Source organism: Parapedobacter tibetensis (assembly GCF_024704835.1).
Lineage (GTDB): Bacteria > Bacteroidota > Bacteroidia > Sphingobacteriales > Sphingobacteriaceae > Parapedobacter > Parapedobacter tibetensis.
Map to the genome: position 1 here is coordinate 21,721 of NZ_JAMXBE010000012.1, position 16,639 is coordinate 38,359.

A 16,639-nucleotide genomic window follows, 5' to 3' on the forward strand; every position below is an offset into this window, starting at 1 on the left:
ATGTGGAACCGGCGTTCAGCCAATTACTGTTTGCGAAAGTAATAAAACTAGCTCGATAAATTATAGTCCGACCATAATTATTGGGCCTCCTTATATCTCGAGGGTATACTAAAAGGCATTTCGAGCGCCTCATTGTATGCCACCCTACTATAGTTCATCGCAGACTGCAAATCCAAATCGTCGGCCGTTATGGAAATGTTCACCTGATTAGGGAACGATTGCCCAGCAGATTCACTATAGCTGGTATATGATGCTTCCAATCGTTGGTTGCGCCCTTCTTCATCCATTAAGGTAAGTACCGTACGGTAATTTTTATCCAATTGCACCAAATACAACAAATCATTAGCCTGCCCACGCAAAATACTGCCGGCATCGGCGGTAAAAACTTGGACATCACGACCAATGGCTTGAGTAATCACATTGCCGACCAGTAAATCTTGCAGGTTGGAGAAATCCAATTCCCTGCTGGTAAATTTATAGATATAATCAAAAGGCTTTCTGATGTATTGAGCTTGTAGCCTGTTCATGATTTTGACGCTGTCTGGCGTAATCAATACCCTCCCCACCTCAATGCCCATTAATGCCGTAATGGAAATCCAGATCGCTTTGTCTCGTTCAATACGTACATTCGCTGTCACGTCATAACTGTCTTTATTAATGGATACCTTGCTTTTTGCCCGACCGCTAAACGTCGTGAAATATAGTTGACTTTGGGTCACGGCTCCAATGATATGCACGCGTTCGGCGCGGGAGACCCGCTTTTCATTTCCTACATCAGGGGAGACCAGTTGCTTTTTGGGTGTACATGAAAGCAACAGGCTTATCAACATCAAGGCATAAAAAGGGCCTCCACTAGTCAATATATTGTTTCCCATTAATCTTTTTAGCTAACTTATCAATATCCTTGCCAACCGATTCAGAAATGGTTCTCGCCTTTTTCCATTGAACCACCGCTTCATTGATATTGCCCGATTTTGCAAGAATATCACCATAGTGCTCAAGCAGGGTATCAGAGGCTTCACCCGCATACTTGATGGCCTTTTCAATCCATACCAGCGCTTCTTTGTATTGCCCCTGCTGGAAGAGTACCCAAGCATATGTATCTGCATATGATGCATTGTTTGGCTCCAATTCATTGGATTTTTTCGACATCTCCACGGCGTGAGACAATCTTTCTTTGCGCAACGCCAAATAATAAGCATAATTGTTTAACGCATAGGCATTCGTGCTGTCCAATGCAATAGCTTCCTCATACGCTACATCAGATTCTGCATGCATCGCTAGCGCATTGTAAATGTCACCAAGGCTGCTGTACAACTGGGCGAGTAACGGTGTATGCTCTTCGTCTGCATTGTTTAATGCGGCTTCCATGTAGGTGCGGGCTTGGGGATAATTCTTGTTGCCTAAAAATCCATGCCCCGTAAAAAACAGCATCAAAGGATGGTTTTGGAATAGCGCTAATGCTTCTATCCCATGCTCCTCGACATCATCATAGCGCCCCATTTGGAGCTCTAATTGCAAAAGCTGTTGCCAGACTCCATCAATATATCTATTGATATCTATGGCCTTTAAATATGCCAGACGTGCCTGCTCCAACTGCTGTATTTGCATGTATATATCGCCTTTCACAGCATGTGCTTTTACCTCCATGGGATAGGTTTCGGCAAGTAAGTCGGCCAGATCCGTCAACGACTTAGTGGCGATGGGGCGCTTGTGGTCGCCTACTGCCGTATACAGTATTCCTGCCTTAGCATCAATATCCAGTTCCTTGTTAAGGAACGCTTGGTGAAGATAATCATATGCTTGTTTTTGCTTGCCCATGGCAAGGTAAGTATCTGATTTAGCCAGTAAGATAAGTGGATCGTTTGGAAATAGAGCCGCTGCTTTATCTAATAATGCCATCGCTTTTTTTGTATCCTTGTCATCGGTATACAATTCAGCCAGCATTATGTATCCATTGCTTTCCTTTGGCTTTTTGGAGATGAGTAATTCCAGTTCTTTTTTAGCTGCCTCCCTATCCCCTTGGGCCATATAAATCTGGTATTTGGTAATATGCTGACCATCCGTCGCCCCAAATCTTCCGACTATCGTATCAAATGTGGCAAGGGACGCTTCATACTGTTCATCCAGATACAACGCATAGGCCTTGTCATAGTAATTGGACGCCTTGGTTGGATTCAGCCTGATGAGTTCGTCGAGTATCAGAGGCATGCGCTTCGTATTGGCTGTCTTCTTATAAATATCCAACAGCATGACCCAATACCACTCATTATCGGGGTTAAGGTCGGCCGCCTTCCTTGCGGCGTTTTCGGCAGCCCAATAGTCTTCTTTTTCAAAATAAATCCGTGCCAGTTCAAAATGGACTGCATCATTGTCGGGTTGCAACAGAGTTAACTTATCAAATGTCTTCTCGGCGGCTGCTAGTTGTCCCGAGGACTTTTGTTGGATACCCTGAAAATACAATTCCTTTATTAACAAACTATCCCCAGCACTCAGTATTTTTGGAACAACAATATTTTCTTGGGCAAAGGCCACATTACCAAAGCCCGACAAACAGGTACACAAAAAAAAAGGCACAAAGAATCGAATGTTCATCATCATTTAACTACTCATTTATCACATCGTTTGCTTTTTTTTGTGGTTTCAACAAAACCATTGGCCAACGGACATGCAAACTATATTTGGTTCAAAAGTACACAAGCAAAATGTATTAGGCGAATACAACTACCAATAATTGCTTCAGCGTGATATTTTTGCCATCGCTAAGCATCCCTAATTGATTAACAATTGACGTCTTAAATAGTGCTTAGAATTTATAGCGCTGCACAGCTTTGAAAAATCAATTTATTTATTGTACCTTTGCAGTCCCTTAAAAGTAAGGGCGTAAATATAGTTAAATTAATTATTTCAAAACAAAGCAAGTGAATACGTTAAGTTACAAAACTGTCTCTGCCAATAAAAGCACGGTCAACAAAGAATGGATTGTTGTTGACGCTGAGGGAGAGATCTTGGGGCGCTTGTCATCCCAGATTGCTAAGGTAATCAGGGGGAAACACAAGCCATCGTATACCCCACACGTAGACTGCGGTGATAACGTGATCGTCATCAACGCAGACAAGGTTAAGTTGACTGGCAATAAGCTCAATGACAAGGTGTACTCGAGATATACCGGGTATCCGGGCGGCCAGCGTTTTATTTCTCCAAAGCAGTTATTGGCTAAACATCCGGAACGCATCGTGGAAAGCGCGGTACGAGGTATGCTACCCAAAAACCGTTTAGGGCGTGCGTTGTTCAAAAACCTTTATGTTTATGCTGGTGGCGAGCACCCGCACGTAGCGCAGGGTCCAAAAACTGTTAAATTCTAAGGAGCAAAGAAATGTCAACAATCAACACTTCAGGAAGAAGAAAAACTGCAGTTGCCCGTATTTACCTATCTACTGGTAGCGGCAACATTACCGTAAATGGTAAAGACTATAAAACATATTTTCCTACATTGCCATTACAATACATCGTTACCCAAAGCACGGAAGTAGCCGGTGCTACTGGAAACTACGATGTAAAAGTTAACGTGGCCGGAGGCGGTATCAAAGGACAAGCGGAAGCCGTTCGTTTGGCGATATCCAAAGCGCTCATTGAGCTCAACCCGGAAGTGAAACCTGCATTACGTGCCAAAGGGCTGATAACGCGCGACGACCGTATGGTGGAGCGTAAGAAACCCGGGCGTCGCAAAGCGCGCAGGAAGTTCCAATTCAGTAAACGTTAATTTCTTAAGGAGGATTAAAAAATGGCAAGAACAACATATCAAGAATTATTGGATGCAGGTGTACATTTTGGCCACCTTACCCGGAAATGGGATCCGAAAATGGCCAAATACATTTTCATGGAGCGCAATGGCATCCATATCATAGATTTAAACAAAACACTTACCAAGCTTGAAGAAGCTGCTTCTGCAATTAAGCAGGTTGTCAAATCGGGGCGGAAAATACTGTTTGTGGCAACTAAGAAACAAGCCAAAGACATCATTTCAGCCCAAGCGAAGGCCGTAAACATGCCTTATGTGACGGAACGCTGGTTAGGCGGCATGCTTACTAACTTTGCTACCGTACGCAAGTCTATCAAAAAAATGTCGAATATCGACAAAATGACCAAAGACGGCACATACGATGTATTGTCCAAGAAAGAAAAATTGATGATACAACGTGAGCGTATCAAATTGGAAAGCCTCCTAGGCGGCATAGCCGACTTGAACCGCTTACCAGCAGCGCTCTTCATCATCGATGTGAAGAAAGAGCATATCGCAGTAAGTGAGGCATTGAAATTGAATATCCCTACCTTCGCCATGGTGGATACGAATTCCGATCCAACAAATATCGATTTTCCCATTCCTTCTAATGACGATGCTACCAAATCGATTACTCTAATCAGCGAACTCATAGGGAAAGCCATTCAAGAAGGCCTTGAAGAGCGCAAGCGCGACAAGGAAGAAGAAGCTGAAAAGGAAGCCGCTGCCGCCAAAGCCAAAATTGACACTGGAGAAGAACCAGAAGCAACAGTGGAGGAAAAAGAGGCAAAGGCTGACACCGAAACCTCAGGTAAGCGTCCACGTAAAGCAAAAGCAGAGGCAACTGCTGAATCGGAAGAAGCTAAAGACGGAGAATAATCTCTTATAGAAGCCGGATGGTAATCAGGAGGTTTCGGAAGAATTATCTTTCCGTAAACTGATGGTGTCATCCGGTTTTTTAGTTGCACATTCGTAAATTACAAAATAAGGAAAATAACATGTCCACAGTACAAATTTCTGCATCAGATGTAAACAAACTGCGCCAACAAACCGGTGCAGGTATGATGGATTGCAAAAAAGCATTGATTGAGGCCAACGGTGACTTTGAAGCCGCCATCGACTATTTGCGTAAAAAAGGCGCTAAAGTGGCTGCAAGCCGCCAAGACCGCGATTCAAATGAAGGCGTGGTGATTGCTAAAACAACAGCCGACAGTAAGAAAGGAGCCATTATAGAACTAAACTGCGAAACCGATTTCGTGGCGAAGAATGGCGATTTTATCGCCTTCGGTGAACGTATTGCAGAAGCCGCTATCGCTCATGCACCTGCATCGCTTGAGGCGTTGAAGCAACTGGAAATAGACGGTGTAAAAATTGCTGACTTGCTACTTGACCAAACTGGCAAAATCGGCGAAAAAATAGATATTTCTAAATACGAAACTGCAGAATCCGACAAAGTGGTGGCCTATATACATGGTAATTACCGATTGGGCGTATTGGTGGGTCTTAATCACACTTTTGATGGCGCTGATGAAACCGGCAAGGATGTAGCGATGCAGATTGCAGCGATGAATCCAGTTGCCATCGACAAGAGCGATGTGGATGTCCGCATAATTGAACGCGAATTGGAAATCGCCAAGGAGCAAATCCGAGCAGAAGGTAAACCAGAAGAAATGGTAGAAAAAATTTCGCAAGGCAAACTCAACAAATTCTACAAAGAATCCACTTTGCTAAACCAAGAGTTTGTTAAAGATTCTTCCAAAAACATCGCTCAATTCTTAGATAGTGTTTCCAAAGGGCTGACCGTAACTGTTTTCAAAAGGGTACAATTGGGCGCCTAGGTAGTAATAATGCTACAAAGACGTACTACATTACATATATAAGAAACATTAGCGCCTCCTTGAAATCCCACATTTCAGGAGGTGTTAATTTTACTAAATTTAGCGGGATTTACTTATTTGACAATAATACACCGTTAAGAAAGCTCATTGGCAAGGTTCGCTAAAGTTGCTATTGTAACATCGTTTTTTTGTAAAAAATAGACTTAAATTACAATAATCCCCTCCTATTTAGAATAAAGTTTACTAACTTGGGATTTGGAATTGCAATGTCCATTAATTTACCGAGGCTAAAAAAGAATGTACACAAAGTTTATTTACTACGACTCCTTATAAAAACATATTCTTGGGAGTCAATGTTATTATAAAAATGGAAAATAGGATTTCGGTTTTATATGTGGATGATGAGGAGAATAATTTAATTTCCTTCAGGGCTACATTCCGTCTGACCTATAGCGTATATACTGCCATAAGTGGCATCGAGGCTATTCGAATCGTCAAGGAAAAGCCAATTGATATAATCATCACCGACCAGCGAATGCCACATATGACTGGGGTTGAATTTTTGGAAGAAATTATAAAAATCAGCCCTGATTCCATGAGGATATTACTCACCGGCTATGCCGATATGGGTGCCGTAGTGGATGCCGTGAATAAAGGCAAAATATTTCACTACCTAAGTAAGCCATGGAGTGAAGAAGAATTGGATAACACCATCAAAAGAGCCTATGAAGTCCACTCGGAAAGGAAAAAAATAAAAGAATCGTTTTCCAAGCTTGAGGTGACCAACGAACAGCTCGAATTTTTACTCAGGCAAAAGCTTCTTTCCTAAGCCATCTCATAACTATTTACTCGCTATAACCACAGTAAAAGTTGTTCCCATACTTTCTACGGAATTGACTTCTATTTCGCCCTGAAGCTTTGCCAAAGCACTTTTCACATTATATAGCCCGAAACCCGTTCCCTCCGCCTGATCACTTCCTCTGAAAAAAAGTTTAAAAATCTCTCCAATATCTTTCTCCGCGATACCGATCCCCGTATCTTTTACCTGTATTGTTGCAATGTTGTTCCCTACGATGACGGATAATTTGACAATTTTGTTATCACTGTCCCTTTTTTGATACTTAAAAGCATTGGACAACAAATTATGTATGATTAGTTTCAACGATATCTCATCGCTTTTAAATTCCTCATTTTGTGTACTGCTAATGGTAAACTGAATGTTGTTGCTTTGGGTATAAATCCGATAGAAATCCTTGAAATATTCGAATAATGCGCTAAAGTCAATATCCGAAATACTGAGTTCACCGCGTTTTAACAGGTAGTAATCATGCAAGCTGTTTATATACGAATTCAATTTTAATATAGAGCTTTCCATCAACCCCAAAAGCTCATGAATTCGCTCAACTGAATCAAACTCGAAGGCCAATTTAATCGCTGACAATACTCCAGTCAATGGATCTCTCAGGTCATGGCTAACACTATATGCAAATTTATCGAGTTCGTCATAGGCCCTTTGGAGTTCCTCATTCCTGATATCCAACATGGAGTTTGCAACGTAAAATTTATTGGCCTCCTCAATAGATGAAATGATTTCCTCTTCTACCCAAGGCTTCTGCACAAACCTAAAGATATGTCCCTTATTTACTGCATCCACTACGGTCTCCATATCGGCATATGCAGTAAGAAGAATCCTTATGGGCCTAGGAAAATCCTTCTTCATTTGATGTAAAAAGTCAATGCCCATCTCACCCGGCATCCGTTGGTCACAAAAAATAATCCGGATATCGGGATTTGCACGCAGTATTTCCCTAGCTTCAACTGTATTGGTGGCGGTATATATGGGATAACGGTATCGAAATGCGGCTTTAAAACTAATTAGATTATTCGTTTCGTCATCAATGTAGAGTATTTCCGGAGATTTATGCATAAAGCTAATGGGAGTTACAAGGCAAAAATCAAACCTTAAACAACAAAAATAGCATAATTGATTTTAATAAACGCAACAACTATCGTATTTGTTGCTGAAGTGGAATAACCAATCTAAATTCCGTCCCCTCACCCACCAATGAGTCAATTTCTATCTCGCCATGATGCTTCTTGATTGTATTGTAGACAATGGACATGCCTAATCCAGTCCCTTCTCCGACTTCCTTAGTCGTGAAAAAAGGTTCGAATATTTTTTCGATTATGTCAGCTGGCATTCCAACTCCGTTGTCCTTGATAAAAATATATACGTTTGTATCGTCAGCTTCAGTTTTAATCATTAGGTTTCCTCCAGATTCCCCTTCAAATTTCTTGTTAATGGCATAGATTGCATTCGTTGTGATATTTAAGAACACCTGGTTCAGTTTTCCGGGATAGCATTCCACCAAGGGTAGGTCACCGTATTGTTTGGTTACTTGTAGGGCATCCTTGACCACGCTATTTAGGATCACCAATGTTGATTCCAGCCCCTCGTTGATATCAGCATATTTCAATGAATCTTCATCAACTCGTGAGAAAATGCGCAAACTCTTCACAATTTCTGCGGTTCTATTAGCCCCTTCATGCATACCTTTCAATAAAAATTCGATTTCAGTCTTCAGGTATTCCAATTCCAGTTTTTCTTTATAGGTTTCAAGCTGCTGCTTTTTGTCCGCTATTGCATCACTTGAAAGCCCTACCTTTTCGATTTCAATGAGGGCCTCCCACAATAAATTTATATCCCGTCGTAAAGGAGCAACATTGGACGTCACAAAATTGATAGGATTGTTGATCTCGTGAGCAACCCCCGCCGTCAATTGTCCAAGTGAGGCCATTTTCTCTGCTTCGACCAGTTGAGATTGGGTCTCTTTCAAGTGCTTCAATGTCTGTTGGAGTATCTCGTTAGACTCTTTCAATTCATGCGTACGTTCTTCTACTTTCTGTTCAAGGTAGAGATTCTGCTCGCGTATCAACCTTTCGTTTTCCTTGGATATTTGCAACGTCCTAAGTTGGGATTCCTCTTTCTCCCTTTTGTAAATGTTTATTTTATCTGCCAAAGCAAAAGACAATAATGCTACCTCCAATCCTGAACCTATCAAGATCGAATTACTGGTGAAACTATTATATGGCAGAATACTTGCATCCTTCAATATATAAATAATTACCCCACTCAAGAAAAACGACCAAGCGACGTAAAAAAACAGCGCTGGTTTATATTTTTTCCTATAGTATATATAAAAACCGCTAAATAACACCAATGCTGAGCTGAGGGCTGTATTCAACTGCAATATTTGCTGACCAATGATGTACTTCCCTCCCAAATAAAGGATGGCAGATATAAGATAAATGCCAATGGTGACGCACAAAGCAATGTAAACAATTCTCAAGAAACGCTTGACATGCAAAAAATTAAACGTAAACAAAATGGAAAAGACCCCGGCTAAAACGGTGATGACATGATTAGCCCTAATGATTAACCATTCTGAGTCAGGCCATAAAAACTTGGCAGCATACCCTTGTAGACAAGCTTGTGTAAGTCCTACCACTAAAATATATAAAACGTAATACAGGTATTGTTTATCCTTAATTGATAGGTACAGGAAAAAATTATAGAGGAACATGACTATAATAATCCCTGAATAAATGCCAAAATACAATTGGTCATTGGCCACCCATTCCAGAATGGTGGCATCCCTGCCTATAGTGATAGGAATTTCCATTATACCATTTCCGGAAGCTCGCAAGAAAAAAACAGCCTTTGAACCAGGCATAAGCTTAACCCTAAAAATGGGATATTGTGTCTTAAATTCACGTTTATAAACAGGGGTAATGCTTAACAACTGCTGAACCTCCGCTTTGCCATTCGTCATATTATAGAAAGTCAGACTATTGATATTGGCATTCTGAATTTTAAGTAAAAAAACACTGTCCACAACCTGATTGGTTACCTCAATTTTAAACCAAAATACTGATTTGCTTAATCCGAAGTTTGGGGAATGGTTTGGTAGTGTATCAAACTCCTTATGGATGATGTCTGTTATTTCAAACTGGTGGTATTGATCTTCAATAACACCTACATTCAAGGAAATTTCTTCTGCGTACTTTAGCGTAGAATCTGTATAAGCCAATAAGATGCCTAAAACGTGATATAGGATATGTGAGAAAAACATCTACCGTTATATTTCAATATTATTTTCGCTTATTGCATGTTGCACATAACCACAGTGCGCTGCTTATGAATGCTCCTTATCTAAGGATAAGTTATATTCCACCATAAGTTCGCCTTTTGGGCCTTTTTCCACTCTACTTTGAATGGGAGTCTTGTCAAACTCCTTTATAAAAAGTTGGTTGTCCTCCGTTGCATGGGATAGCTCATTGACATCCCTAATGACCATAGCGGTGGCCACCAAATCCAATTTAGGATAATTGAAAAAACCATCATTCCCGAGAGACCGTTCAATCACAAAGCCTGCCCGTCCTCCCATTCTTACAGTGGCCGGTGCACATAATGCAAATAATGATTTGACTTTCAGCTTCCTCGCTAGTACAATAATTGCTTTAGTTAAGTACGCACTACCTATCCCGTACCCGGCAACCTCCCTGGAATTCCATAAACCACATAGTTCCGCAGTCATCTGTCCTTCGCTATGCTGCCTGATTACTTCATGTATTTTAGCATCAACTTTGCCTACTGCTTCTTCAATTGGCAACATTAATTCATTGTCAGCTATTTGGAGTCGCGCTCCTCCGAATAGTCGACCATCAGCTTTAGATTCAACTAATACGACATACGTGTTTGGATGACTGGTCCACAGTGCCTTATTGGAGGTTATCATGGTAATTCCATAGATTTCAAGCACCTTCCTGTGCCCCTCTATAAAGCGTGCACATGATTCGGGTTCGTCTGTGGCGCGAAAAGCTCTGAACGTTACAGAAATCATATTTAATTTTCTCTCTGAAAAAAAACCTCATTCAAGTTTAACCTCAAGGAACTCACTGTTGGATTCTTGCCTTTAAACAGCCTAAAGAGGAATAAGGGCACCTCCTTTAATGGAGTAATATCAAAAATAGCATCAAATTCTTCATTCAGTATGGCAAACTCATTTTGAATCTTGATAGGCATATCTCCCCCTTTTCCATATCTTAACCTCGTGAAGTGTAATACTGGCGCTAATACAGGTTGTAATGAAATGAGATTTTTATTGGCGGTAATCCATAGCCGCTCCACAGCCTTACCTGCCGCTAAGCAATTGATTGCGTCAAATGTTGGCATAGCGATAAGCCCTACCGCTGACGACGTTCCTATAAGGTCTGATGTCATATTTTCGAGCGCTTTCCCTAAATTCCAATCAGCAATCAGCTGCATAGCCTTTGGATCTCTTGCTACCCTGAAACCTATTGTGTCTTTGGTGCTCAGTCCAAGGGTTCGGACATCTAATCCATCTTTTGTTTTTTCCGTCTCCTCTACTGTCCATCTCAACTCCTTTTCAAATAGGTCATAATGGCCCTGCGGTATAAAAAGTCGCAATTTCTCGGATTTCCCAGCAACTAATGCCAAACGCTGTAAGTCATCCTTATCTTCGATAAATTTAAGCGTAGCCCCCTCAATCGGCGCTATTGATCGCCGTATCTCATTAAGACTTTTGGTATCCAATTTCATTCCGGTACCCAAATGTCTATTAGTACATCGTAAGTGAATATGAGCTATCAAATCGCTCTTGACAGGCTGGGAAGGGCTAAATGAAAAAGCCGCTATTAATAGGGGCTCATCAGGTAATGGAAAAAGCATTTCCGTCACTTCCACCCCCATTTCCTTAGCTTTCAAATTCAAATTTTCAATTGCGGTGCCGAAAGTCATATAGGATGCCATGTTTTCGAAATCGCCATATGATTCCGAACGCTCAATATCATGAAATAAATAAAGCCGTTTTCCATCAAAGTACCATTTCCATGGCTGGTTATTTCCCGGAGACGGCGCAATAGATGCTGTTCTAACCAGCTCTTTTACCATTTTATTGTCTATATTATACGCTGTATTGCCAATAGCAGGCAGTCGCTTAGCGACCCTCATCATCTCTTCATCATTCAATGACTTTTTAGTGTACTTAAAGTTTGGGGCTGCCGGCTTTGTATCATCTATCAATTCTTCTAAATCGATAAAATACCTCCCTGATTGATGGAATAAATCCAAGAGCACCCTTCTACATACATCTGCAGTAATCCCTCCGCCCATTGTTACCGCACTTGCCAATTGAGGCCATGTCGAAATGCTTTGTCCCACTTCAATCGCTGAGGCCTTCATCCTTATCGACAATGTTTCTACCCCTGCAAAAGCAAGTATATAAGGAAGTTTTTGCTCATTGGTTTTGAGGTTTTTGAAATTTGAAATATCCAAATGTTCTACAAATCCATGCAATATTGGTCTATCTGGCTCCAAATCGAACCGTTCGATGTCAACGGTTCCCCGGTCACTAGCTTCCATTAAAACGGGGATGTGATGCTTCTTTGCCGCCAATCTACAATTAATCTTCACGTCTACCCCATCGCATTCATCAATCAATACATCAAGCTTTCCCCCATCTAAAAGAAAGGACTCCAAATTCTCTGTTGTAATCCCATCATGAAAGCATGTGATTTTTAAATAAGGGTCAATCTCGGCTATTTCCCTCGCAACGATTACCGTCTTTTTCAACCCCATGTTATGCACCCCGCTTCGAAGTCGATTTAAATTCGTTATTTCCAGCTCATCGAAGTCTGCAATCCGCAATTCACCAAACCCTCGCTCCATAGCCAATGTCAAGGAAACCGATTGGCCTACGGAAAGGCCAATTACCCCTATTTTCTTCTTCGTTAATACAAATTGCTCTTCAGCAGTGATTTTATATTTATTTCGGTTTGTCCTCAGTTCAGCAAATTCGTTTTCATCCAATAGGTGCACCAGCTTTTCATTCCATGGATAGTAAACCCATACGCCATATTCGTCAAAGGGCGTATCTCCAACATGATTCTCGATTAATGAACACAACCGACTTTCCTCCAACGTCTCGGTCGGCAAAGAAGATTTTATCAGCTCTTTGAGTTGCGGTTCAATGGTATCAAAAACCTGAATATAAGGTTTCCGTTCCAATAGCTTCGCCAGTCCTTCTCGATCTTCTGGGTTTCCAATACGAAAAAATAATGGCTGAAAGGTTTCCTTGTCTAGTTGCTGGTTGCTTGTTATCCGGTGTTTCAATGGCCCGGTCTTAAAATCATCAATCATCATGTCTTATGGCTAGAATTATCATACGCTCATCGCTATTTACTACTGCACTTATCACCCTTACTTTAATTTGAAACAGTGAGCATGCTATAGAAAACCTCCTCAACAGCTAAACGACAATCATATATTTACATCTTTCTACAAACGCTCCGAAAATTGTGCTTAGGTATCCGCTTTTTATCTTAAAAAATTTTATAAAGATGGAAGCTAGAATACGCTTTAACAACATTATTAATGCTAGTGTATCCCAAAGAGCATAAAATTACAAAAATAATCCTCAATTCAAATTTTGCCTTTTAATTTATGATGACGAACCTTACAGCTGAAACATCCTATCATTACACTAAAAGAGCCTGTTCAGTAAACTGAACAGGCTCCGGATGTAGCGGGGAGCAGGATCGAACTGCCGACCTCAGGGTTATGAATCCTGCGCTCTAACCATCTGAGCTACCCCGCCAAAAATTTAGTTTGCAAATATAGTTTATTTTCCCTTTCTTTAGAAAAAAAGTTAGAGAAAGCACGAAGGATACAATTCAAATCGTATAATTATTAAGATTGGCATGGCAGAAAAAATTAAGTTCCATTTGGAATACGAAATTAAGTCGTCAACAAAAATTCTATTTTCATTCTTGCATGAACCTAATGCACTGGCACAATGGTTTGCTGACGATGTGGCGTATAAGGATGGTATTTATGAATTCAGCTGGGATGACGAACAACATACTGCCAAACTCATCAGTCTAAAAGAAAATAAATTGGTGAAATACAAATGGCTTGATGATGAACCTTACCATTTCGAGATGGAAATCGTACAGGATGAACTCACTAACGATGTAGCACTAGCGATTACTGATTTTGCTCGGGAAGAGAACCTCGCTGATCGTAAATTAATTTGGGATAACCAGATAGAATATCTCCAAGGTGTTATAGGTGCCTAAAAATAATACTTACCTTTGCATGTAGTTATCATTAAAAGGCGTTTCCCGGGCTCCTATAGGTCTTGGAGAAACATTTTATGGGATGAAAAAAATCCATCTTCTTATCCTTAAATCATTCATCAGGCCGTTCATCGTCACCTTTTTCATCGTGATGTTCGTGCTGTTGATGCTATTTCTATTCAAATATATTGACGATTTGATTGGGAAGGGGTTTGAATGGTATGTTATTTTGGAATTATTGGCCTATCAATCGGCTGTACAGATATCCATGGCTATGCCACTCTCCATGTTGCTTTCATCTATCATGACGTTTGGCAATTTGGGCGAGAGCTACGAGTTGGTAGCCATCAAAGCCGCTGGCATCTCCCTTCGGAAAGCCATGACTCCCTTATTCATCTTGGTAGCGTTGTTTAGTGGAGGAGCTTTTCTGTTTAGCGACTACATCTTGCCCGTGGTGAATCTCAAAATGGGTTCTTTGCTGTATGATGTCCGGATAAAACAAGCCGATTTCCTCATCAAGCCCGGCATTTTCAACAACACGATACCGGGGTATTCCATCCGCGCAAAAAGGAAAAGTAAGGATGGCAAAATCCTATATGACCTGATGATATATGACCATAAGTCGAGCAGCACAGCCAATAATGTATTATTGGCTAATGAAGGCTACATATACAATTCGCCCGACAACAATTTCATGATACTCAAACTCAAGGATGGGGTACGCTATGAAGACAGCAGAACCAAGAATGCCAAAGCATACAATCCACGCCAACAGTTCACAAGGTTTTATTTTGAGGAGACCGAACAAAAGTTTGATATGTCTGCATTCCAAATGAAACGTACCGACGAGAACCTATTCAAGAACCACCATGCCATGCTCAATCTAAGGCAACTCAGGCACTATACAGACTCTAACGCCATCCAAATGGATAGTCTCCGAAATACGGTATTTAGGGAAATAAAGCACTATTTCTATTATTTCAATGATTACTATAATACCAAAAGCAGTGTAGTATCCAGTCTCCCCCCTATCCAATATACACATGGGTTTGTAGAAACGATCCCCAAAGAGAAACGCAATATGGCTGTAAGCAATGCCATGAACCAAGTACGATACATTAAAGATGTACTCAACATCAAATCTGGTGAAGATTCTTTTTATCGCGACAAGGACATTCTCTATAATGTTGAATTCCAGCGTAAATTCACACTAGCCGTTTCCTGCCTTCTACTGTTTTGTATAGGCGCTCCTTTAGGTGCAATCATTCGTAAAGGTGGGCTTGGGCTCCCTGTGGTAGTGGCCATTATTTTCTTTCTTATTTACCATATCATCTCTACAGTAAGCGAAAAATCGACGAAAGAAGGAAACATCGATACCTTTTGGGGTATGTGGATGGCCATCTTCGTATTATCACCCTTAGCCATCTTCTTGGCCTATAAGGCCGCTACGGATTCAGCCCTGTTTGATATTGAGCAATACAGGTTGAAGGCAGAAAAAACACTAGCCTGGATAAAGGTGCGATTCGGTATCCGCAATAGAAATGTTGCGCCCCCCAATAAATCTTTACATGACGATTATACGTTATCGCCGTAAGTACCGTACCTTTGTATCGTTTTAAAGAAAATCAATGAACATCAGGTTAAATACGATTGAAGAAGCAATCGAAGAAATAAAATTGGGGAAAGTGGTTATCGTGGTAGACGATGAAGACCGCGAGAATGAGGGAGACTTTATAACTGCGGCGCGCAACGCTACACCCGAAGTAATTAATTTCATGGCCACTTATGGTCGAGGACTGGTCTGCACACCCCTCACCGAAGAGCGATGCAAAGAGCTTGACCTTAACCTGATGGTTGGGAATAATACGGCTGTTTATGAAACCAATTTCACGGTTTCTGTGGATTTGCAGGGCTATGGCTGTACCACGGGAATATCAGCCTCAGATAGATCCAAGACTATCAAAGCGTTGATCAACCCCAACATCAAACCGGAAGAATTTGGTCGTCCCGGACATATTTTCCCTTTAATTGCGAAGGATGGAGGCGTACTTCGCCGTACCGGTCACACGGAAGCAGCCGTCGATTTGGCCCGGCTTGCCGGGTTTGAGCCAGCGGGTGTGTTGGTCGAAATCCTCAAAGATGATGGTGAAATGGCTCGACTGCCCGATTTAATCCGAGTGGCTAACAATTTTAACCTAAAGATTATTTCTATCAAGGATTTAATCGAGTATAGGCTCACGAAAGATACGCTCATTACGCGGGAAGTTTCTGTAAACCTGCCTACCCAATGGGGACAATTCAATTTAATGGCGTATACGCAGAAAAATACGGGGGAACAGCATATCGCGCTTTATAAAGGCGAATGGGAACCCGATGAACCCATATTGGTACGCGTGCATAGTTCGTGTGTTACTGGGGATATCTTTGGGTCGTGCCGTTGCGATTGCGGGCCACAATTGCACAGTGCCATGCAAATGATTGAAAACGAAGGAAAAGGAGTAGTTGTATACATGAATCAAGAAGGCCGAGGCATCGGACTGATCAACAAATTACACGCTTACAACCTGCAGGAGAATGGCTTGGACACCGTGGATGCCAATTTGGAATTGGGCTTCAAACCCGATCACCGCGATTACGGCATTGGTGCTCAAATATTACGAGATTTGGGTGTAACCAAAATGCGCCTGATGAGCAACAACCCAACAAAACGTGCGGGCCTCATTGGCTATGGGTTGGAAATCGTGGAAAATGTGCCCATAGAGATTCAATCAAACGAATACAATGAAAAGTATTTACGTGCCAAACGAGATAAGATGGGGCATACCATCATGAAAGGACTTTAAGATTGGGGGGAACTAGG

General features: G+C 41.4%; 14 protein-coding genes and 1 tRNA gene. 8 read left to right on the forward strand and 7 right to left on the reverse strand.

The genetic code is table 11. The features are described from left to right. Positions 1-77: 77 nt before the first annotated feature. Positions 78-875 carry a lipoprotein insertase outer membrane protein LolB1 gene (lolB1, locus tag NF543_RS17685; protein ID WP_257669508.1) on the reverse strand — a complete coding sequence of 266 codons (798 nt, stop codon included), beginning with the start codon at positions 873-875 and terminating at the stop codon, positions 78-80. Then, positions 853-2,598 carry a tetratricopeptide repeat protein gene (locus NF543_RS17690; RefSeq protein ID WP_257669509.1) on the reverse strand — a complete coding sequence of 582 codons (1,746 nt, stop codon included), beginning with the start codon at positions 2,596-2,598 and terminating at the stop codon, positions 853-855. Before NF543_RS17690 ends, lolB1 begins: the two co-directional genes overlap by 23 nt. Before the next feature lie 323 nt (positions 2,599-2,921). On the opposite strand from NF543_RS17690, the gene rplM reads away from it, so the two are divergent. From rplM to NF543_RS17715, 5 genes are all read left to right on the forward strand, one after another. Further along, positions 2,922-3,365, forward strand: a complete 444-nt coding sequence (gene rplM / locus NF543_RS17695; RefSeq protein WP_257669510.1) for a 50S ribosomal protein L13 — start codon at positions 2,922-2,924, stop codon at positions 3,363-3,365. An 11-nt stretch (positions 3,366-3,376) separates the two neighbouring features. Then, the gene (gene rpsI / locus NF543_RS17700; RefSeq protein WP_257669511.1) at positions 3,377-3,763 is read left to right on the forward strand and encodes a 30S ribosomal protein S9; all 387 of its coding nucleotides are present in this window, start codon (positions 3,377-3,379) and stop codon (positions 3,761-3,763) included. 21 nt (positions 3,764-3,784) lie between these two features. Next, complete coding sequence (gene rpsB / locus NF543_RS17705; RefSeq protein WP_257669512.1) at positions 3,785-4,660, forward strand: 30S ribosomal protein S2; 876 nt, start codon at positions 3,785-3,787, stop codon at positions 4,658-4,660. 119 nt (positions 4,661-4,779) lie between these two features. After that, positions 4,780-5,619: a translation elongation factor Ts gene (gene tsf, locus NF543_RS17710; protein WP_257669513.1), complete on the forward strand. Its 840-nt coding sequence runs from the start codon at positions 4,780-4,782 to the stop codon at positions 5,617-5,619. 367 nt (positions 5,620-5,986) lie between these two features. Beyond that, a complete protein-coding gene (locus tag NF543_RS17715) occupies positions 5,987-6,448 on the forward strand; it encodes a response regulator (protein WP_257669514.1) in 462 nt (153 codons plus the stop codon). A 12-nt stretch (positions 6,449-6,460) separates the two neighbouring features. Here NF543_RS17715 and NF543_RS17720 read toward each other — a convergent pair whose 3' ends face one another. The 5 genes from NF543_RS17720 to NF543_RS17740 all read right to left on the reverse strand — a co-directional run bounded on the left by NF543_RS17720 (position 6,461) and on the right by NF543_RS17740 (position 13,298). Next, a complete protein-coding gene (locus tag NF543_RS17720) occupies positions 6,461-7,546 on the reverse strand; it encodes a hybrid sensor histidine kinase/response regulator (RefSeq protein WP_257669515.1) in 1,086 nt (361 codons plus the stop codon). 79 nt (positions 7,547-7,625) lie between these two features. Then, the gene (locus tag NF543_RS17725; RefSeq protein WP_257669516.1) at positions 7,626-9,752 is read right to left on the reverse strand and encodes a sensor histidine kinase; all 2,127 of its coding nucleotides are present in this window, start codon (positions 9,750-9,752) and stop codon (positions 7,626-7,628) included. Between the two features lie 63 nt (positions 9,753-9,815). Continuing rightward, entirely contained in the window at positions 9,816-10,523 is a 708-nt protein-coding gene (locus NF543_RS17730) for a GNAT family N-acetyltransferase (RefSeq protein ID WP_257669517.1), read from the reverse strand. Between the two features lie 2 nt (positions 10,524-10,525). Further along, positions 10,526-12,844 carry an Rv1355c family protein gene (locus NF543_RS17735; protein ID WP_257669518.1) on the reverse strand — a complete coding sequence of 773 codons (2,319 nt, stop codon included), beginning with the start codon at positions 12,842-12,844 and terminating at the stop codon, positions 10,526-10,528. Positions 12,845-13,224: 380 nt separating this feature from the next. Further along, positions 13,225-13,298, reverse strand: a tRNA-Met gene (locus tag NF543_RS17740). A 103-nt stretch (positions 13,299-13,401) separates the two neighbouring features. Here NF543_RS17740 and NF543_RS17745 point away from each other — a divergent pair. The 3 genes from NF543_RS17745 to NF543_RS17755 all read left to right on the forward strand — a co-directional run bounded on the left by NF543_RS17745 (position 13,402) and on the right by NF543_RS17755 (position 16,622). Beyond that, positions 13,402-13,779: an START-like domain-containing protein gene (locus NF543_RS17745; protein WP_257669519.1), complete on the forward strand. Its 378-nt coding sequence runs from the start codon at positions 13,402-13,404 to the stop codon at positions 13,777-13,779. 82 nt (positions 13,780-13,861) lie between these two features. Next, on the forward strand, positions 13,862-15,373 hold the full coding sequence (locus tag NF543_RS17750; protein WP_257669520.1) for an LptF/LptG family permease: 1,512 nt from the start codon (positions 13,862-13,864) through the stop codon (positions 15,371-15,373). 34 nt (positions 15,374-15,407) lie between these two features. Beyond that, on the forward strand, positions 15,408-16,622 hold the full coding sequence (locus NF543_RS17755) for a bifunctional 3,4-dihydroxy-2-butanone-4-phosphate synthase/GTP cyclohydrolase II (RefSeq protein WP_257669521.1): 1,215 nt from the start codon (positions 15,408-15,410) through the stop codon (positions 16,620-16,622). Positions 16,623-16,639 lie beyond the last annotated feature (17 nt).